We start from the raw sequence: 18,942 nt of genomic DNA, 5'->3' as shown, positions 1-18,942 counted from the left end.
TCGACGCGAATACGGTCGGCGAGGCCGAGCGCCTCCACCTCGTTGCGCAGTGCGGTGACCATCGGCGAAACCTGGCACGTGGCGATGATGTCGTGGCCGTTCTTGGCCATGCCGATGGCGGCGCCCTTGCCAAAGCCCGAACCGGCGCCGGTGATGAGGATGGTCTTCTTGCTCATGAACAGTCTCCTTTTCTGCGGTGAGGCGGTGTTGCCGTCGAGGAAAAGGATTACGTATTGTGCGGAAGTCGGGCCGTCGCTCGGTTGCGACGAATGTTCGTAGATTGCGGCTATGGCTCTCTGAGAGGGGTTGATGACATTTCCAACGCGAGCAACGACTGCGGAAAATGCCCGCGGTAAGGCATCCATTGGCCTGGCTGGTGATCCAGTCGACAGCATTGGCAGGATTTTGGACCGTCCGCCCGCTCTGGTGGGCGAAGCGCTTCGAAGTGAAACCCGACTGACCACGCGCTGGAGCCATGGCGCGCTGCACGATTCGCTGCCAGGGCTGTCGAGCCATGTGGTGATGACCTATTACGGTGCTGACCAGGAGATATCCTGGCGTTCCGGTGGCAGGCGCCATGCTTCAAGGACAAGGCCCGGAACGATCACGCTTATTCCCGAAGGTCATGACGGGCGCTGGGATATCGCCGGGCCGATCGAGGTGTCGCACGTCTATTTCCCTCAGGAGCGGCTTCAGGCGAGCGCTGATCTCCTCGCCGGCGGCAAACGCGTCGAGTTGATCGGGCGCGTCGGCTTCGAAGACCCTTCGGCTGCGCGCATTCTCGAATTGTTGAGCCGCGAGGCGCGGCTGGACGACCCGTCGTCCCGGTTGTTCGTGGAGCAGGCCATTGACCTCCTATGCCTGCAACTCGTGCGTGGACACTCCTCCTTTAGCGCGCTGACGGTCGAGGAACCTCGCGGAGGGCTCGCGGACTGGCAGGTCAAGCGCGTGACCGCCTATATGCGCGAGCACCTTGAGGAGGAAATCGGGCTCGATGAACTGGCGGCAACGGTCAATCTCAGCCGCTTCCATTTCTGCACCGCCTTCCGACGTGCTACCGGACAGACGCCGCACCAATGGCTGGTCAATTTGCGGATTGCGCAGGCGCGGCAGTTGCTGGCGATGCCGGAGCTGCCGGTGACGGAGATCGCCCTCTCGGTCGGCTACCAGACGCCCTCCGCATTCGCTGCGGCGTTCCGTAAGGTCACAGCCACCACGCCGACGGAGTATCGCAGAGCGCTGTTGGGAGGCGGGGCTGGGGAGCTAAGCTCATTCAAGCAAGGGCGGCACCCCTAGAGGTCGCGCCTGTTTGGCACCCATGCTTGCTGGCAAACAGTTGTAGTCTGCAAGACACGGTGGCTGGGCGACTACCTGCCGCCGGTACTTCCAAGCGTGCTCGTGTCGCTCGGATCGTCGCCAAGCGCGAGCACTATCGATTGGGCCCGGTGGCGATGGCCGGCAACTTCATAGCCGACGATCGTGACGACTGGCGCCAGCATCAGGATGATCAGGCACACGGACATAGGAATGCCTGCCAAGGCAGCGGCAACGGACGCCGCCAGTACGAGAGCCGTCCCCGACAGCAGCCACGTATGGAGGCGGTCCGAACGGCGCAGCAGATACGTGTACATGGCGTAGATCAGCGCCACGTAGATCGCGACCGGAACAGCAACCGTCAGCACCGTCGCCACCGAGGAAATATGCGCCTTGTGCTCAATGTAATAGGCGGCGACATGCAGACCTGCGCCGGTCGCAACGATCGAGGCGAAGATTGGGATGTGGCCATAGCCCCAGATGAAGCAGCGCTCGCGAAACCGGTGCAGGATCTCCGCGCTCGGAAGCAGGAAATAGATCCACCACATGCCGAAGGTTAATCCTGTCCCGGCGATGCAGACGAGAACGACGTCGAGGTTCCAGCCGTGCCCTTCGACAACGGCCGTGATTGACGCAACCGTTCCGACCACGCCCTCCCCAAGCGCGATGATGGCAAGCAGGCCGTGGCGTTCGGCGATGTGATGGGCATGCCAAGGCGTTCCTCCCTGGTGTGATTCCGCAATCACCGGCCCGGTCATTTCGACCGCCGTTAACACAACTACGAAAGCAAAGGTCGTGAGCAGCGAGAAGTCGAGGAAGATCAGCACTGTCCAGCCAAGCTGGGCAATGGCGATCGCCGCCGCATAGGTCATGCAGGCCCTGCGGCGGGGCGGATCCTGACGCGCCGCCCGAAGCCACTGGAACACCATCGCAACGCGCATGACGACATAGCCGAGTACCATGGTGCCGTTGTCCAGTTGCTCACCCTTGTCGATCGATTCGAACATCGGAGGCAGCCCGATCGCAAGAATAAGCACTCCGGCCATCTGCACCATCGTCACTATGCGGAATACCCAGTCATCCGTGTCATAGGCAGATGCGAACCAGGAGAAGTTCACCCAAGCCCAGCAGATCGAAAAGCTGGCAAAGCCGAAGCCGATCAGGCCGGCTTTGAAATGCCCCTCCGCCAGGAGGTGCGCGAGCTGTGAAGCAGCTAGACCGAAGGAAATCACGAAGGTCAGATCGAAGAGCAGTTCCAGCGGGGTTGCCGCGCGCTGGCCCTGATGCGTATCGCGACCGCTCATTCTTGTTACGTGGTGCGCATGCGAATGCGCCGACGGCTTGGTCTTGGACATTTGAGCGCTCCTAACGATTGCTCAGATACTCGGATCGGTGACAGCACCTCACCACGCTTTATGGATAAGCGCGCCGGCAGGCGGTGTACGCCGGCGCGCACGAACTCAGGCGTTCGCCGCATCAGGCGGCAAAGTCCGTCGACAGCGAGACCTGCCGCCATTCTGCCACGATCGCTGCGTCGGCGGCATGCTTCGCTTCGATTGCATTGACAGTATCGCTCCCCAGCGGCAGCCGCACCGGCGGATTGACCGCATCCGCAAAGGCGACGAGCACGCTGGCAAGTTTGGCTGGATCGCCGGGTTGGCTATGGTTGAGGTCGGTTGCGCGGCTGCGTGTGGCGCCAGCCGTGCCGTTGTAATCCTCAATGCGTGTGGGGCTCACCGACAGAGACGACGAATCCAGGAAGTCGGTCCGGAAATAGCCTGGCTCGACGACGGTGACATGGATGCCGAGCGGCGCGAGCTCTTGGTTAAGGGCCTCGGAGAGTCCTTCTACCGCGAATTTGGTGGAGCAATAGACGCCGAAGCCCGCCGCGCTGCGATAGCCGCCGATAGAAGAGATATTGAGGATGCGTCCGGAGCGTTGCGCACGCATGTAAGGCAGCACCGCACGGGTGACGCCGAGCAGGCCGAACACATTCGTGCGATAGAGGCGCTCGACCTCCTCAGCCGTGGCTTCCTCGACAGCCCCGAGCAGGCCGAAGCCGGCATTGTTCAGCAGCACATCAATGCGGCCGAACCGCTCTACGGCGCGCGCCGCCGTCGCGCGGGCCTGCTCCTCGTCGGTGACATCGAGCGGCAGCGCCAGCAGGTTCGAATGCTGGCCCAGCCTGTCGGTGACACCAGCGGCGTTCCGTGCAGTGGCCACGACATTGTCGCCCTGTTCGAGCGCGAGTTGCGCGACCCTTGCGCCAAAGCCGCGGGAGGCGCCGGTGATGAACCAGGTTTTCATGATCATTCTCCTTCCATCTGTGAACTAGACGTGGAGGATTTAGCTCCCCTGGTGAACATGCGCCGTCTCCCGCTTTCGGCCGCTGTCGCATTCTTGCGATGTCAGTGCACTGCGCGGAAATGATCGATCCGGAGCAAAAGGCCGAGATGGGTGGAACCCCGCCCAATGGGATGGCTGGCGGAATGACCTGTTTGCTGCAAAGAGCGGACGGAGAGTGATCCTCAGGCCGGCAACCCGGCACGCCGCAAGCCCTCGCGCAGCCGCTCCGCGTCCTCATCCCGCCGCAGGTACAAGACGTCCACGAGCCAATCCACATATTCCCGCGGACCCGCCGCCGGATCGCCGTGCCAACACTTGCTGACCGACTCAATGGAGATCCTGGCACATCGCTGCGCCTCCTCGATGCGCCCCAAATGACCGCAGGCTGCCGCACGCAAAGCCATGTAGCGCGGGTGCCGCCGCGCCGGCGCGTCCATTATGAGCCGCTCCAAGAGGTCGGCCGCTTCCCTATCCCGCCCCAGCCGGAACAGGATGTGCGAGAGATAATAATTGTACCAGCTGGGATGACATGGATTTAGCCGGAAGGCGATCTCGGCCGCGGGCAAAGCCCGCTCCGGCTTTCCCAGACACGACTGCATCCAGGCCCAAAAGATCTGGATCAATGGATCATTCGGGTTCATGGCCCGTGCAAGGTCCATGTGCCGCTCGGCCCGGTCGAAGTCGCGCCACATCAGGCACATGTACCCGAGCGTGGAGTGCACCCGCGGATCGTTGGGATCCTTCTCCAGCGCTTCTTCGGCCTGGCGCAGCGCCGCAATCCGGTTCTCGTCCTTCTCGCGCGGCACCCCGACGCTGTCCTCGACCGAACGGTTGAGGTAAACCCAGGCCAGGCCCGTATGGGCTCGGGCAAAGCCCCGGTCGATCTGGAGCGCCCCCTCGAAAAGTGCCTGCGCCCTCGCCTGGGCCTCCGGCGTGAACACGTCGGAAAGGCGGTTCCCCTGGAGGAATAGGTCATACGCACGGATGTCTTCGGGCTGACGTCGTCGGCCCGCAACCTCGCTGTCCTGGATGATCCGCTGGGCCACCGTCGCGACGATGCTCTGAGAAATCTCCTCCTGGACGGCGAACACGTCCTCGAGGGCGCGGTCGTATCGCTCCACCCAGAAATGCGCTCCGGTGGCAGCATCCACGAGCTGGGCCGTGATACGCACGCGACCTCCAGCCCGACGGACGCTGCCCTCGACCAGGTATCGGGCCCCGAGCAAGCGGCCGATCTCGCGCACGTCCATGCTTTTCCCGCGGAACGAAAAGGATGAGTTGCGTGCAATCACCATGAGCTCGTGGAAGCGCGAGAGTTCCGTGATGATGTCTTCGGTGATGCCGTCGCTGAAATAGACCTGCTCGGGATCGCCGCTCATGTTCTCGAAGGGCAGCACCGCCACCGCAGGCTTTCGACCGAAGGCCAAGCGACCGTTGCGGCGTCATGAGCGCTATCGAGCACCATCCGGTAGGCCCTCACAGGCCGCGCAATGTTCTTCAGGCGCTGTTCGCCCGCGTACTCGAAGCCACAATCCAGCTTGCCCGGGAGCTGGTCGTGGGCTGTTCCGGAGATCAGGACGCCGCCCGGCGGGCAGGCCTGTTCCAAGCGGGCTGCCACGTTAACGCCGTCCCCCAGCAGGTCGTCGCCATCGACCAGAACGTCGCCCAGGTTGATGCCGATGCGTAAGATAATCCGGCGCTCAGCCGGTATCTCCACCTGCCGGTCAGGCAGTTGCTTCTGAATTTCAGCTGCGCAGGCAACAGCATCAACGACGGAACCGAACTCGGCGATCAGGCCGTCGCCGGTCAGCTTGACGAGGCGGCCATGGTGCTCCGTCAGCAAGGGCTCGAACAAGGCCTGACGCAGATCTTTGATCGCCGCGAGCGTTGCTTTCTCGTCAAGCTCTACAAGGCGCGAGTAGCCAACCACATCGGCAACGAAGATTGCCGCCAGTCGGCGTTCTTCGTGGGGTAACATCACCTCTGCCCCTGGTGCTGCCCGGTATTCATGGCCACACACTCCGAACCAGGGAAGAATAGCTTAGTGCCGCCTCCGCGACCATCTCCAATTCGGAGATGGACCGGTTCTGGCTATCCGGGAGTGTCTGCTATTCGCAGCATTACTCCCCGATCACATTTCGTCGAGGAATGTCGTAGAAGGGTCGATCTTTCGGGTTCAGATTACGTCGCACGGGTGGAGACCGGAAGATCAAAGCAATTCGCCGGAAGAGCCACTTTGCGCACAAGCAGACATTGCAAGTTGCGCCCTTGCGCAGGGCGCAGTTCTTATCGCGTGGGGTGCTTACAGATCCGTCACACGCTCCGGATCAGCTGAAGCCAGCGCCGCGGCACGCTCGGCCTTCGGCGGATATATCCACACCGTGTTGATTTCCTGCTTAGTCTTCTTGGCGCCCTCACCGACCATCTCCACTTTGCGGTCCCAGCCGCGGGTGAAGATTGCGCCGGCTTCGCCGAGGTCGAGGCAGGTGACGTAGGCCTTCTGGTGATAGCACCGGGTCGGCACACCTAGCAGTTCGGCGGCTGCGTTGTTGCCCGCGAAGGCGCCCATGCGGGTGGCGTGCTGGCACGACATCAGCACATAGTTGCCGATGTCATCGCATGCGGCGCGCGCCGCGTCGCCGGTGGCGAAGACGCCAGGCACGGTCGGCACGCGCAAGCACTTGTCGACGAGCAGCCGGTCAAAATAGTCACGGGCGGCGGGAATTTTCGTCGTCAGCGGATTGGCGCGAAGGCCTGCCGCCCATATCACGGTCGCGGCTTCGATGCGCTCGCCGGTGCTCAGCGTGACGCCGGATTTGTCCAGCGATGCGACGCCGGCATTGAGCCGCGTCTCAACGCCGACGTGGCGCAGCGCATCTTCAATGACAGGGCGAGGATGTTCACCCATGTCCGGGGCGACTGCAGGGCCACGATCGACGATGATGACGCGCGGCTTGGCGTTTCTGTTGAAGATGGTCCGCAGGCGTGAAGGCATCTCCGTTGCCGTCTCGATTCCTGTAAAGCCGGCGCCTGCAATAACGACGGTGTCGCGTGCCTTTGAGGCGGGCATAGTCGCAAGCTTGTGCAGGTGGCGGTCGAGGGCGATTGCGTCATCGAGATTGTCGACGCTGAAGCCATGTTCTGCGAGGCCGGGAATATTTGGGCGGAACAGCCGGCTACCGGTTGCGATCACCAGGCGATGATAGGAAAGGGACTTGCGCTCCCCCTTGGCATTGACGACGTCCACGGCGCGGGCTTTGGTGTCGACGGCTTCGACGCTTCCTTGCACGTAGACCACATCGACGGCGTCAAGCACCTCCTTCAGAGGCGCGGTAAGGGTCTCGGGCTTCGGCTCATAAAGTCGAGGGCGGATCACCAACATCGGCTGAGGAGCTACCAGCGCAATCTCGAGGTCTTCGGGCGAAACGTCTTCGATGTCGCGCAGGCGAGCTGCGGAAAGAGCGGCGTACATACCGGCGAAGCCGGCGCCTACAATAACGAGCCTCATGTTATCTACTCCAGAGGTTTTGGCCGCCCGTCATCGTTGCCGCTCTTGATGAGCGATGGCGACGCGGATCGCTGAGCCGAGATGGCGCCCGGTCGCACGCCTCAGCACAGGCGCGACCACCCCGGTCAGCCAGATGGGATCGTTGCAGATGTCCAGGCGAACAGTTTCCTTGGAAATGAGCTGCGGCATTTGATTGCCGCAACTCGCCCCTGACTGACGTCAAGCTTGGACGAAGGCCAGTAGATCGGCGTTCAGCGCATCGGCATTGATGGTCAGCATGCCGTGCGGGAAGTTCGGATAGGTCTTCAAGGTGCCATTCTTCAGAAGCTTGGCGGACTTCAGCGCGGCGTTCGCGACGGGCACGATCTGGTCGTCCTCACCGTGCAGCACCAGTGTCGGAATGGTGATGGCCTTCAGGTCCTCGGTCTGATCGGTTTCCGAGAAGGCTTTGATGCCGTCGTAATGAGCCTTGGCGCTGCCCATCATGGCCTGACGCCACCAGTTCTGGACCACCCCTTCCTGGACCGTGGCGCCTCCGCGGTTGAAGCCGTAGAAGGGACCGGCGGGGACGTCGCGGAAGAACTGGGCGCGGTTTGCAGCAAGCGCGGCACGGAAACCGTCGAACACTTCGATCGGCAGACCTTCCGGATTGGCTTCGGTCTTGAGCATCAGCGGCGGAACGGCGGAGACCAGAACGGCCTTGGCAACACGGCCTGCGGGCTCGCCGTGCTTTGCGACATAACGCGCAACTTCACCGCCGCCGGTGGAATGGCCGATATGGACGATGTTTTTCAGGTCCAGCGCCTCGACGACGGCAAAGGCGTCGGCGGCGTAATGGTCCATGTCATGGCCCTCGGCAACCTGGGAAGAGCGGCCATGGCCGCGGCGATCATGGGCGATGACTCGATAACCCTTGGAGAGGAAGAAGAGCATCTGAGCATCCCAGTCGTCCGAGCTCAGCGGCCAACCATGATGGAACATAATCGGCCGTGCGCCCTTCGGACCCCAGTCCTTGCAGAAGATGTCGACGCCGTCTTTGGTGGTAACATATGCCATTGCCTTGGTCCTTTAGCGAATTGTTGGTGGTGAGCGTCCGCTGCGTGCAGGGCTCACCAGCAATGATTTTTAACGATCGCGAAGGGCCGGATGCCGCCGACGGCAGCTGGCCCTTTCGCCTAGTTCTTGATCGGAAAGGTCAGGTCCACCTGATCGGTGTCGACGACGAAGACCGCCAGCAGCTTCGCCGGGTCGGTCTCGCTGGCATTCTCGCTGACGCCGTGACGGTCTCCCGGCATTTCAGAGAAGCTCTCGCCCGCCTTGTAGGTCTTGACGGGACCGTCGTTGACCTGGCTGCGGATGGCGCCCTCCAGGACGGTCGCGTAGATGAAGGCCGAGTCCGGATGCGTGTGGGCCGAGGAGAAGCCGCCGGGACCATATTTAACGAGAACACCTTTCATGCTCTTGCCCGGAACATTCGGCAATTCGTGCTCGTAAACCAGCGTGACCGTAGCATCCTTATCGCCGGCGTCGTGGGCAGCGGCGGCAGCGGACAAGAGGGCCGTCGTGGCAAAAGCGGCAAAAATTGGCTTGATCATGTCGAAACTCCTTTCGTGAGGTCGGAAGGTGCGCCGCCTGATGCGACGCACCGGTGCTCGGTCATTTCCGCGCTACGGTTGCGAACCACCGCTCGAAGGTGATGCGGCCGATGCGGGGATTGTTGTCGGAGACGAGCGAGCCATCTTCCAGTTTGGCGCCGAAGTAGCGAGCCTCCGGATCTGCCTCGACCTTGCGAGCATCGCCCATTGCTTTCAGGTAGCGAGCAACGAGTTCGTTCAGCCGGACACGCTCCGGCCCCGAGACCTCCACAATGCCATTGATCGGCGCGGCCGTCGCAACGGCGGCCACGTTGTCGGCCACATCGTCCGAGGCGATGGGCTGGACGTAGGCTGGCGACAGATACACCGTGTCGCCGACCGTGCCGGACTGGGCGATGCCGCTGAGGAATTCCAGGAACTGAGTCGAATGGATGATCGTATAGGGAATGCCGGCTCCCCGGATGATCTTTTCCTGGGCGACCTTGGCCCGCATGTAGCCGCTGTCAGGCAGCCGGTCGACGCCGACGATCGAAAGCGCGATGTGATGCTTTACACCGGCGGCCTTTTCCGCCGCCATCAGATTGCGGCCCGATGTCTCGAAGAATTCGAGCACTGCCTTGTCCTCGAAGGACGGCGAGTTTGCGAGGTCGATAACGACGGAGGCGCCGGTGAGCGCCTCGGCGAGACCTTCGCCGGTGATCGTGTTGACGCCGGTGTTCGGAGCGGCGGCAATGACTTCATGGCCTTGCTTGCGAAGGCGGTCGGCTGTCTTTGAACCGATCAGGCCGGTTCCGCCGATGATGACGATTTTCATGAGCTTCTCCATTCGCGGGCGCTCGGCGCGCCGCATTGTTCATTCGTTCCAGTAGGGGGTTGCGCGGTGGGCCGGTCCTGTCGAGGCCATAGACGTGTCGGCCGAACTGGAAGGATACGCACCCAGTTCGGCCCCTGACCGAACAAGGGGTCAGTAGTCCCAGAAGGCCGCGACCCAACGAAAGTCGTCGCCGTCGACCGCCACCCGGCCGACGGACGGGAACGGCAGGTGAGTGGCCACCAGCTGTCCGCCGGTCTCGGCCAGTTCGCGCAGAAGACGGACCCGAACACGGGCCGCCTCTTCGGGGTCATGTTCGAAGCCGTTGTGCCAGTCGGGGTGTTCGAACCCGACCGCGAACACGGCGTCGCCGGCGAACATCAGCCGGTCGCCGCCGGATGCCACGCGGACCACGCTGTGCCCGGGCGTGTGGCCGCCGGTGCGAGAGACGACCACGCCCGGCGCCACCTCGTATTCATCATCGAACAGCCGCAGCTGGCTCTGGTACTCCTTTGCGAACCGTTTGGCGGCCGACCTAAGCGCGTCCGGGAAGCCGGGCGGCATGGAGACGTGGGAGAAATCGGGCGTCTCCCAGAACTTGACCTCAGCGGCGGCCACGTGGATCCGCAGGTCCGGACGCAGTTGCTCCTTCACCCCGTCGACGAGCAGTCCGCCAATGTGGTCCATGTGCATGTGGGTCAGCACCACGTCCGTCACCGATGCAAGATCGATGCCGGCGGCTTCCAGTCGCTTGATCAACTGCCCGGCCCGCGGCAAGTTCAAGTCGGGGTCCATCCCCAGCCCAGCATCGATGAGTATGGTCTGGTCGCCGCTCCGCACCACGACCACGTTCAGCGCCCAGTCGAAAGCGTCTTGCGGCAGGAACATGTCCTTCAGCCAGGCCGCCCGGGCGGCCGGGTCGGCGTTGTGTCCCAACATCTGGGTTGGGAGCGGCAGCACCCCGTCGCTGATTACCAGCACTTCAATCTCGCCGACCTGCACCGCGTAGCGCGACGGAACCAACTCATCCGGTCGCGATTTACCGGAGGGAGAGGTGTTGTCCAAGCTCATGTTTGCCTGCTGCTGTGTGTTGGGGGTCATCTGGTTCATCTTTGAAAACTCCTGCGTTCGATGTTGGCGCTCGATCCTGCGCCGACTGCGTCCGCGTGAAAGCGCGGTCGATGCCGGCGAGGTGTTCAGAGATCGGCGACACGCTCATTGCTGGTGTGTCGCCATGATGAATCTATCGAACTTGACTTGCGGCCGCCCCAGAGCGATTGCCGCCGCTATAGAGTGATTGCTGCTAACACTGCGTCTCCGCCAATCGCCCAGGGTTGCGCCGGTCAGCTTCCTGAATGCGGCCGCGACGGCAGTCCGAGAGGAGTAGCTAGGCGCCGCGGCAATCGAGACGACCGATTCGTCGGTGTCGCGCAGCATCGTCCGGCTGGGGCCAGCTGGCGCTGCGAGAGCCGGTGCTCTCCTTGAAAGCGCGGCAGAGTTGGAAGCGCGACAGGCCGGCGTTCGAAGCCAGCGCTGCTGGCTGACCGCGGTTATGAGGCCCTTCGTGACGTGGCTGGTCTTTTAACTGAACGAAGACCCACTTTCCGCCGCGAGGTACTCCGAAATCGCTCGTGGAGTGTTGCCAGATGGCTGGCTGCCCCTGAGCGATTGACCTGACTGAAGAGCAATTCCTGCTTAGCGCGATTGCTGTCGCCATTCGCTCGGGGTCTCGCCGGTCAACTGCCTGAACGCCGCAGCGAACGCTGTTTGCGAGGCATAGCCGAGCGCAGCGGCAACCGATGCGACCGACATATCGGGGTCACGCAGCATGTCCATGGCCTGATCGAGCCGGTATTGGCGCAGCCAGGCATGCGGCGAAAGCCCGGTGGTTTCCTTGAAGGAACGGCAGAAATGGAAGCGCGACAGGCCGGCATCCGAAGCGAGAGCAGCAAGAGAGACGTCCGTATCGCTATCCGAGCGTAAGCGTTCGATGGCGCGGCGCAGCACCGTCGGCGACAGGCCACCGACGACTGGCTGCTGGGTGGTTGGCGAGCCGACGTGCGCGACCAGGAGGCGCGTGGCAAGGAGCTCTGTCAGCTGTTGCCTGAACAGTGTATCCAGGGGCCCATTGCCGTCCAGGGCATCGACCGCGCCCAAGAGCAATCGGGATGTAATGGGGTCGGGATGCGCCGTTCGGTCGAGGAGATTGGTCGGGGTCGCGGTATCGGCTTCGTCCGCGACGCGCTTCAGCATTGCGGGAGGAAGATAGAGCTGAACAACATCGACAGGTTTCGGAATATCCCACCGGGAGCTTGATCCGGCCGGAATGATGACCACAACCCCACGACGAAACGTTCCAGGGGAAGCCGATCTTCCTGATCGCCGCTCCATGCGCTGTACCACGCCGTTGTAAGCCATGATGACGTGATCACTCATGGGCTCGACGACGTCGTGCAATGGGTCATGTTTCCAGTGGGCGATCCCGCCACCGGAGGGATCCAATGCCATGCGAAATGGTGTGGTCCCGAGCGCGCGGGCCATCTCCGCATCGGCTGCACGCCCCTTGACATTCGATATGTTGCTCTTTTGCGCCGTGGCCGACGGACCCGAACGATCATGCAAGTTGGGCTTGCTCATGACTGGTGCTCGCCTGGGCTCGTGATTGCTGGAGACGCAGAGGGGTTTGGCCGCAACTATGACGACAGGCACCGCCGGTGTCAACGCGAGCTAAACTCGACTGTTGGTGCGTAAAACGAGGCCAGGTTTGGCGCGCAGGGGAACGCCGGGAGGGCCTAGCCCCAGCAGGGTCCTCCTGCGCGCGAGGTAATTTTTCCTACCGGTTTTGGCGGGCCTGTCGGGCGCGACTTTGAGCGAAGCGATAGCTGTCGCCGTTCATTTTGAGAATGCTGACGTGGTGGGTGAGGCGATCGAGCAGCGCGCCGGTGACATAGCCCTCGACCCAGACGTCCTGATGACCCAGGCGACCGGGACCGAATAGTCGTTGGTCTTGTAGCGCACTGGCGACTGGGAGAAGACGCATGCCACGTGGACGCAAGGGGCGGACCACGACGGGTAAGACGCCGTCGATTCTACTGCTGAAGAGGCAGTGCTTGAATTCACCGAGCTTTACACAGGCAGGCCTCATCCCGAAACGCCTCACGGTCGCGACTCACATTATTGCGATCGCTTTCGCTGCTTCGGCGACGAAGTCGCAGAACAGTCTCACCCGCAAGGGCGGGGTGCGCCCGAAAGCGTGCAGGGCATTGAAGGGGAGTTTGGGAAGGGCGACCATTGGCGCGAGATCTACAAGCGTGCCGGACTTCAATTCTGCTGCCACCAAGCATCGTAAAAGGTAAGCCGCACCAAGTCCGCTTTGCGCCGCTTGGATCATCGCAAATCCTGAGTCGCAGTCGACGCGACCGGTAGGGATAAAGCTGGTTCCATCGCCCAAACGCACCGGTGCCACCATGCCGTCCAATGCGAACCGAGCGAACGGCAAACCTGCGAGAGCTTCTGCGGACGCCTGACTGCCCCACCTGCGGAGAAAAAACGGCGATGCAACTACGACCAATGGCAGATCTGCCAGATGGCGTACCATCAGGTCGCCCTGCGTGGGATAGCCCACGCGCAGCACGACGTCGTAGTCCTCTTTGATCAGGTTCACGAACCGATCTGTCAGTCCAACGTCGAGATGCAATTCGGGATGAGCAGCCGCAAAATCGGTAAACACGGCGGGTAGCAACAGCGGCGCCAATTCGCCCGGCATGCTGACTCGCAGGCGCCCCGCCGCGCCTGTGCGCGACATGATCACCTCGTCGCTCGAATTGAGGTCGCGCAAAAGCGGCGCAACTCGTTCGAAAAAGGCCTGACCGTCCTGGGTGAGGGTCAGCGCGCGTGTGGAGCGCAAAAAGAGACGTGTTCCGATTTTCTTTTCCAGCCGCGCCACACTTTTGGAGATCGCAGATGGCGTCGTATTCAAGTCGCGCGCGGCGGCGCTGAAGGAGCCGGCCTCTGCAGTCCGCACAAATGCCATCAGTCCTGACGTCTCGCCCAGCAGATTTGGCAACTTGCACCTCCGGGGCACAAATCATGTGCCCGACATCGATCTAACAGCTCACGGCGCCAGCGTTTATCTCAAGATCAACGGAAATGGAGTTAAGCGATGCAGCACTTTAAAGACAAGGTCGCCGTCATCACGGGTGGCAACAGTGGCATAGGCAAGGCGACCGCGCAGCTGTTTGCGGAAGAAGGGGCGCAGGTCATCATCACTGGTCGACGGCAGGACGTTGTCGATGAGGCGGTGGGCGAAATCGGCCACAGCGCGATCGGCATTGTTGGCGATGTCGCTGACATCGCGCACCATCAAACTCTCGCGGAGACGGTCAAGAACCGCTTTGGCGGCCTGGACATCTACATGGCCAATGCCGCTATCATTAATCTCGCAGCTTCCGGCAACATCACGCCGGAAGAGTACGACCGGCACTTTGCCATCAACACGCGTGGGGTGTTCTTCGGCGTACAGACGATCGAGCCGCTGATTCGCGACGGCGGCAGCATCATCGTCACGAGTTCGCTGGCCGCGACGAAGGTCCTTCCGGATCATACCGTCTATGCCGGTACAAAGGCAGCAGTCGCAGCATTCGCCAAGAACTGGACGATCGAGTTCAAGCCGCGGCGGATTCGCGTCAACATCCTGAGCCCAGGACCAGTCGACACCGCCATTCTCGGCAAGCTCGGTGTTTCGGAGGCCGAGCGTCCGGCATTCGAACAGCACATGGCGTCACTCATTCCGGCAGGGCGGCTGGGCCGGCCTGAAGAACTCGCGCGCGCAGCTCTTTTCCTCGCCTCTGAGGCGGGTAGTTTCGTCAATGGCATAGAGTTGCATGTCGACGGCGGCATGACGTTGGCTTGAAACGCCGGCGCCATTTCCTGTTCGCTGCCTGCAGAAAGGGTTTTCCGGAGCTTGTTCAGGTCGAGGTGGGCGCCCCGCTTCCTTCTCCCTCGCGCTTGAACCGGCCATCTTGCGAGCGGTAATTGCTTCTGGCATTTCACTTAAAGCAACGCCCGCTAACTCGCCATGCTATCTGGCCCGTGGTTTCAAGCTGATCGAGAGCAATGTATCAGGACTGAACGTGTTTTCGATCCAGCGATGCGTCCGTCAACGCCTCAAGACCGGAACTTCGACGTACTGTCGGCAAATGGCCGCATTGGGTCGAGAGTTCGCCTTCATCAGCGTCTCAGGTGGGTGGGGACCGGAAGTCCAATACGCAGTTGCCGGGTGACCGCTTGGCGCGGCAGAAGCAGCCGCTGGCTACCAGCAGCAAAGTTCCTCCGCATGGTTAGAATGGAACGTCCCAACGGGACGTTCCGGTCCAGCCAATGCACCTGGTGGTTAAGTCTGAGGGCTCGAATGCGCCGCAGGCCGTCTCGCTACTCTACATAGTTCCAGGGGATGAAGCGGTAGAGAGTTGTGTCTCTGGCTACGTGCCCGATGCCGGGGAACGGAAGATGAGCACCTGCGACGAGATAACGTCCATCAGCGGCGTCTGCCAGGGCCAGCGCACGGGTTGCTGCCGCGGCAGTTCCGTCGACGTCGAAGGTGACGAACACGTCGGGCTCATCGAACTGGACATAGTCACCGTGGATCACATCCCCCCAGAAGACCAGCCGCTGACCATCGTTGGCCTTTAGAACGATCGAACTGTGCCCCGGCGTATGGCCGGGCCTCAGGATCGAGCCGAAGTTCGGCAGGGGATCGGCGTCGTCGGCGAAACGCGCAACCTTGCCCGTTGCGATGTAGGGAGCGAGGGCATCATGTGCGCGTTGAAGATCCTTGTCTACCTCTTCTGTAACGGACGTAAGGCCTTCGCGATCGACCCAGAACCTGTACTCCCGATCAGCCACGTGAATGGTCGCTTTCGGCAGCTGCGGCTTGCCATCTACGGTGAGGCCGCCGGAGTGATCGGCATGGATATGAGTCAGGATGACCGCATCGACCTGATCAGCCCGGTAGCCCGAGGTTTCGAGGTGCTGGATAAGCTTGCCAGCGGCAGGCCCGAATAGGGTACCAGTTCCTGCGTCTATCAGAACAAGACGCTCGCCGTCGTTCACCAGATAGGCGTTGATGGAGATGTGCGGCTCCTTGCCGAGAAAATTCTCGTCGAGCTTGCGTTGCAGCGCGTCGATCGGCTCGTTCTGATAGATTTTCGCCATGGGCAGCGCCATCGTGCCGTCCGACAAAGCCGTGACTTCGAAGTTGCCGAAGCGGAATCTGTAGTATCCGGCATTTGCGACATTCGAAAGCGGTGCGGCGGAAAATGCGAAGCGCGGCGCGATCGGCAGCAAAGCTGCGGCTGCGAGAAGGCCCAGTGTCTGTCTGCGAGTAGTCATGATCAGCTCCCTCATTTGGATGCGATCAAGGTATCAATTCGCCCCTCCGTCGATTATCCTGTGTCCATGGAAGTCACTGTTCCGGAATCGCATGAAATCCACCCAATCTCCCGATCTCAACAGCCTGCGGATTTTTCTCGAGGTCGCCCGCACGGAGAGCTTTTCGTCAGCGGCGCACCGTCTCCACCTTCCGCCGAGCACGGTCAGCCGGCGTCTGCTGGAACTCGAAACCGTACTCGGCACGGCGCTGTTGTTGCGCTCGACGCGGCGCGTCTCATTGACCGAGGCCGGGAGACAGTTGTTCGATTCGATCAGCGGGGCTCTGGAGACTGTTGATCGCGGCATTGCTAACTTCCGTCCAGTAGACGGAGCGGTCCGCGGACGCCTTCGGGTTGCGACGTCCTTCAGCTTCGGGCGCGCCTTCCTCCCGTCGATTCTGGCACGCTATGCAGAGCTTTGTCCGGACGTTCAGGTCGACGTGCAGACGACGCATCAGAATATCGATCTGATCGGTGAAAGCGTGGACGTGGCGCTCCGGATGGGGCAGCCCGCCGATAGCGACATGATTTATCGAAAGATTGGGACGATCGAGCAGAGTCTATACGCCGCGCCGGCCTTCTGCGCCAGGCTGACTTTGTCTTCGCCCGAGGACTTGGGGGATGTCGCATTGGTCGCGCACCGGATTCGCATGCGGCGAGAGCGGGTCCACTGGACATTGTCGAATGGCACCCGGCAATTCACGGTCGAGCGGCCTCCTGCCATCGTAGTTGACGATCCCATCCTTGTTGAAGGCCTGGTCAGTCAGGGCCTCGGCATTGGGCTGCTGAGTGATGTGCTTGCAGCCGACGGCGTCGCGACCGGCCGGCTCGTTCAGGTCCTTCAGGACTGGTCGGGGCCTCCTGTGCCCCTCTATTACCTGTATCATCAGCAATTAGGTGATCTGCCAAAAGTAGCGGAATTCCTGAAAGCAGCTCGCGATACATTACGGACCAAATCAGCCCGACCGGGCGCTGAGACCATTACAACGTAGTGGCAGACGTGAGCCGCAGGGCACCGCTTCTCGGGACAGCACCGGACATGGCGGAGTTTTCCTCCAGGGGACCGCTTCGGGTCGAGAATTCGCCTTCATCAGCGTCGCGGGTGGGTCGACAGCAGCCGTACCGTTACGAGCGTTCTGCGCAGCGCATCGGCGGTATTCCCGTTCGGTGCTCAAAGCTCGCAAAGTGTATCATCGTAACCGGTGTTTAGTCCCCACGTTGCCCTTTCTGGCGTGATCTGTGATCGGCTTTCCATGGAAGAACGAAAGGAGTTTCTCCATGGAGACTACGTTGGAGGTTCTCACAACCGCCAAGGCTGCGGGTGACCGTCATCGGCAATGGCCGGAGGAGGTCAAGGCGCGGATCGTATCGGAGAGTTTGCGGCCGGGCGTGACGGTGAACGAGGTGGCGGAGCGTTATGGGCTGAAGCCGAACCACCTATCGTCTTGGCGCACGATGGCGCGGCAGGGCAAGCTGGTTTTGCCTGCGCCCGAGGATGCGGTGGAATTTGCGGCGATGGTTGTCGAGACGTGTGATGCCGTGCCGCCGATGAGAGAAGTCAGCCGTCCCGAGATCAACATTGGTCCTGTCACGATCCGGCTGGAGGAAGGCGCGTCTGCCGCCCGGATCGTGGCTGTTGCTCGTGCGTTTGCGGTCCCGGCATGATCTTTCCATCGAACCGCGTGCGGATCATGGTGGCGACGAAGCCGGTGGACTTCCGCAAAGGTCATGACGGGTTGGCGGCGCTGGTGAAGAACGAGCTGCGGAAGGACCCGTTCACCGGAGCAGTCTTCGTCTTCAGGTCGCGCAAGGCGGATCGTTTGAAGCTGATCTACTGGGATGGCAGCGGCATGGTGATGGCCTACAAGCGGCTGGAAGAGCACACGTTCACCTGGCCCGGCATCAGGGACGGCTTGATGACGTTGAGCCATGCCCAGTTCGAAGCCCTGTTTGCGGGCCTGGACTGGCGTCGCGTCCGCGCTGTCGAGACGAGAGCGCCGGAGGCCATCGAGTAGCTGCGGCACGATGACTCGGTCGGCAAATTCCAAAGGCAAATCAAGGCCAGATTTGCTAAACCCGGCGCATGCTGAACGCCGTCGACCTTCCTGATGACATTGCCGCCCTCAAGGCGATGCTGATCGCGGCGGAGGCGCGGGAAGTTCGCAAGGACGAGCGTATCGAGCGGCTGGAAAGACTGGTTGCCGCCTTCAAGCAGGCTGCCTTCGGGCGCAAATCCGAGAAGACCGATCCCGAGCAATTCGATCTGGCGCTGGAGGATTTGGAAGCGGCCATTGCGGCCGTTCATGCTGAGGACGAGGCCGATACTCCTCCAGGCAGGCGTGTATCCAAGCCACGCGCGACCAATCGCGGCTCACTTCCCAGCCATCTTCCCCGTATCGAAGAGCTCTTCGAGCCGGAAAGCCTGATCTGTTCCTGCGGTGGCTGCCTGCATTGGATCGGCGAGGATGTGTCCGAGAGGCTGGATGTGATCCCGGCGCAGTTCCGCGTCATCGTCACCCGTCGCCCCAAATATGCGTGCCGCGCCTGCACGGATGGTGTCGTTCAGGTCCCGGCTCCGGCTCGGTTGTTCCAGGCGGGTTTGCCGACGGAGGCCACGGTCGCGCATGTGCTGGTCTCCAAATACGCCGATCATCTTCCCCTGTATCGGCAGGCGCAGATCATGAGCCGCCAGGGCATTGATCTCGACCGGTCCACGCTTGCCGATTGGGTCGGCCGGGCAGCCTTCGAACTGCGTCCCGTCTTCGATGCGCTGATCATCGACCTGAAGCGCTCGACCAAACTCTTTATGGACGAGACCCGTGCTCCGGTGCTCGATCCCGGCTCCCGCAAAACCAAAACCGGATACTTCTGGGCACTGGCGCGTGATGACCGCGCATGGGGCGGTGGCGCACCGCCGGGCGTTGCCTTCACCTACGCCCC

Annotated in this window: 19 protein-coding genes and 2 pseudogenes; 6 read left to right on the top strand and 15 right to left on the bottom strand. The window is 61.9% G+C overall.

Annotated features, from left to right (window positions below; all coding sequences use genetic code 11):
* The first annotated feature begins 309 nt into the window (after nt 1-309).
* Nucleotides 310-1,296 (top strand): AraC family transcriptional regulator, encoded by a 987-nt coding sequence (locus tag CO656_RS28595; protein ID WP_097528033.1) that lies wholly within the window; start codon nt 310-312, stop codon nt 1,294-1,296.
* Between the two features lie 71 nt (nt 1,297-1,367).
* Here the strand turns inward: CO656_RS28595 and CO656_RS28590 are convergent, their stop codons facing one another.
* The 14 genes and pseudogenes from CO656_RS28590 to CO656_RS28535 form a co-directional block, all read right to left on the bottom strand.
* Nucleotides 1,368-2,669, bottom strand: a complete 1,302-nt coding sequence (locus CO656_RS28590) for a low temperature requirement protein A (protein ID WP_199773326.1) — start codon at nt 2,667-2,669, stop codon at nt 1,368-1,370.
* Between the two features lie 121 nt (nt 2,670-2,790).
* Nucleotides 2,791-3,621, bottom strand: a complete 831-nt coding sequence (locus CO656_RS28585) for an oxidoreductase (protein ID WP_097528036.1) — start codon at nt 3,619-3,621, stop codon at nt 2,791-2,793.
* Nucleotides 3,622-3,842: 221 nt separating this feature from the next.
* Nucleotides 3,843-5,063: a hypothetical protein gene (locus CO656_RS28580; protein WP_234819714.1), complete on the bottom strand. Its 1,221-nt coding sequence runs from the start codon at nt 5,061-5,063 to the stop codon at nt 3,843-3,845.
* Nucleotides 5,036-5,638, bottom strand: a complete 603-nt coding sequence (locus CO656_RS31160) for an adenylate/guanylate cyclase domain-containing protein (protein ID WP_234819713.1) — start codon at nt 5,636-5,638, stop codon at nt 5,036-5,038. The genes CO656_RS28580 and CO656_RS31160 overlap by 28 nt, the downstream gene beginning before the upstream one ends.
* Nucleotides 5,639-5,962: 324 nt before the next feature.
* Nucleotides 5,963-7,168 (bottom strand): NAD(P)/FAD-dependent oxidoreductase, encoded by a 1,206-nt coding sequence (locus tag CO656_RS28575; RefSeq protein ID WP_097528032.1) that lies wholly within the window; start codon nt 7,166-7,168, stop codon nt 5,963-5,965.
* A 30-nt stretch (nt 7,169-7,198) separates the two neighbouring features.
* Nucleotides 7,199-7,357: a hypothetical protein gene (locus CO656_RS30420; protein WP_158255710.1), complete on the bottom strand. Its 159-nt coding sequence runs from the start codon at nt 7,355-7,357 to the stop codon at nt 7,199-7,201.
* 30 nt (nt 7,358-7,387) lie between these two features.
* Complete coding sequence (locus tag CO656_RS28570) at nt 7,388-8,224, bottom strand: alpha/beta hydrolase (RefSeq protein WP_097528031.1); 837 nt, start codon at nt 8,222-8,224, stop codon at nt 7,388-7,390.
* A gap of 119 nt (nt 8,225-8,343) precedes the next feature.
* The gene (locus CO656_RS28565) at nt 8,344-8,763 is read right to left on the bottom strand and encodes a cupin domain-containing protein (protein WP_097528030.1); all 420 of its coding nucleotides are present in this window, start codon (nt 8,761-8,763) and stop codon (nt 8,344-8,346) included.
* 61 nt (nt 8,764-8,824) lie between these two features.
* Nucleotides 8,825-9,577 (bottom strand): SDR family oxidoreductase, encoded by a 753-nt coding sequence (locus CO656_RS28560; RefSeq protein ID WP_097528035.1) that lies wholly within the window; start codon nt 9,575-9,577, stop codon nt 8,825-8,827.
* Nucleotides 9,578-9,727: 150 nt separating this feature from the next.
* Complete coding sequence (locus CO656_RS28555) at nt 9,728-10,684, bottom strand: MBL fold metallo-hydrolase (protein WP_097528029.1); 957 nt, start codon at nt 10,682-10,684, stop codon at nt 9,728-9,730.
* A gap of 201 nt (nt 10,685-10,885) precedes the next feature.
* Nucleotides 10,886-11,111: pseudogene (locus CO656_RS31155) on the bottom strand (AraC family transcriptional regulator); the annotation flags it as partial.
* Between the two features lie 158 nt (nt 11,112-11,269).
* Complete coding sequence (locus tag CO656_RS28545) at nt 11,270-12,115, bottom strand: AraC family transcriptional regulator (protein ID WP_234819715.1); 846 nt, start codon at nt 12,113-12,115, stop codon at nt 11,270-11,272.
* A gap of 292 nt (nt 12,116-12,407) precedes the next feature.
* Nucleotides 12,408-12,521, bottom strand: a pseudogene (locus tag CO656_RS30610) (ATP-binding protein); the annotation flags it as partial.
* A 222-nt stretch (nt 12,522-12,743) separates the two neighbouring features.
* The gene (locus CO656_RS28535) at nt 12,744-13,640 is read right to left on the bottom strand and encodes a LysR family transcriptional regulator (protein WP_097528027.1); all 897 of its coding nucleotides are present in this window, start codon (nt 13,638-13,640) and stop codon (nt 12,744-12,746) included.
* A gap of 96 nt (nt 13,641-13,736) precedes the next feature.
* Between CO656_RS28535 and CO656_RS28530 the strand changes: the two genes are divergently transcribed.
* The gene (locus tag CO656_RS28530; RefSeq protein ID WP_097528026.1) at nt 13,737-14,486 is read left to right on the top strand and encodes a glucose 1-dehydrogenase; all 750 of its coding nucleotides are present in this window, start codon (nt 13,737-13,739) and stop codon (nt 14,484-14,486) included.
* 518 nt (nt 14,487-15,004) lie between these two features.
* On the opposite strand, the gene CO656_RS28525 is transcribed toward CO656_RS28530, so the two are convergent.
* Nucleotides 15,005-15,979, bottom strand: coding sequence for an MBL fold metallo-hydrolase (locus tag CO656_RS28525; protein WP_234819712.1), 975 nt, complete (start codon nt 15,977-15,979; stop codon nt 15,005-15,007).
* A gap of 76 nt (nt 15,980-16,055) precedes the next feature.
* On the opposite strand from CO656_RS28525, the gene CO656_RS28520 reads away from it, so the two are divergent.
* The 4 genes from CO656_RS28520 to CO656_RS28510 all read left to right on the top strand — a co-directional run.
* Nucleotides 16,056-16,994 (top strand): LysR family transcriptional regulator, encoded by a 939-nt coding sequence (locus tag CO656_RS28520; protein ID WP_158255709.1) that lies wholly within the window; start codon nt 16,056-16,058, stop codon nt 16,992-16,994.
* Between the two features lie 286 nt (nt 16,995-17,280).
* The gene (locus tag CO656_RS30020) at nt 17,281-17,667 is read left to right on the top strand and encodes a transposase (protein WP_144353246.1); all 387 of its coding nucleotides are present in this window, start codon (nt 17,281-17,283) and stop codon (nt 17,665-17,667) included.
* Nucleotides 17,664-18,017, top strand: coding sequence for an IS66 family insertion sequence element accessory protein TnpB (gene tnpB, locus CO656_RS30015; protein WP_144353245.1), 354 nt, complete (start codon nt 17,664-17,666; stop codon nt 18,015-18,017). The genes CO656_RS30020 and tnpB overlap by 4 nt, the downstream gene beginning before the upstream one ends.
* Before the next feature lie 68 nt (nt 18,018-18,085).
* A partial coding sequence (locus tag CO656_RS28510; RefSeq protein ID WP_144353244.1) for an IS66 family transposase occupies nt 18,086-18,942 on the top strand: 857 nt, incomplete at its 3' end.

Origin of the sequence: Sinorhizobium sp. FG01, assembly GCF_002531875.1 — a bacterium.
In the GTDB taxonomy this organism is placed as follows: Bacteria; Pseudomonadota; Alphaproteobacteria; order Rhizobiales; family Rhizobiaceae; genus Sinorhizobium; species Sinorhizobium fredii_C.
The sequence above is the reverse complement of the archived record's forward strand: the minus strand, read 5'-3'. Positions and strand labels throughout refer to the sequence as shown.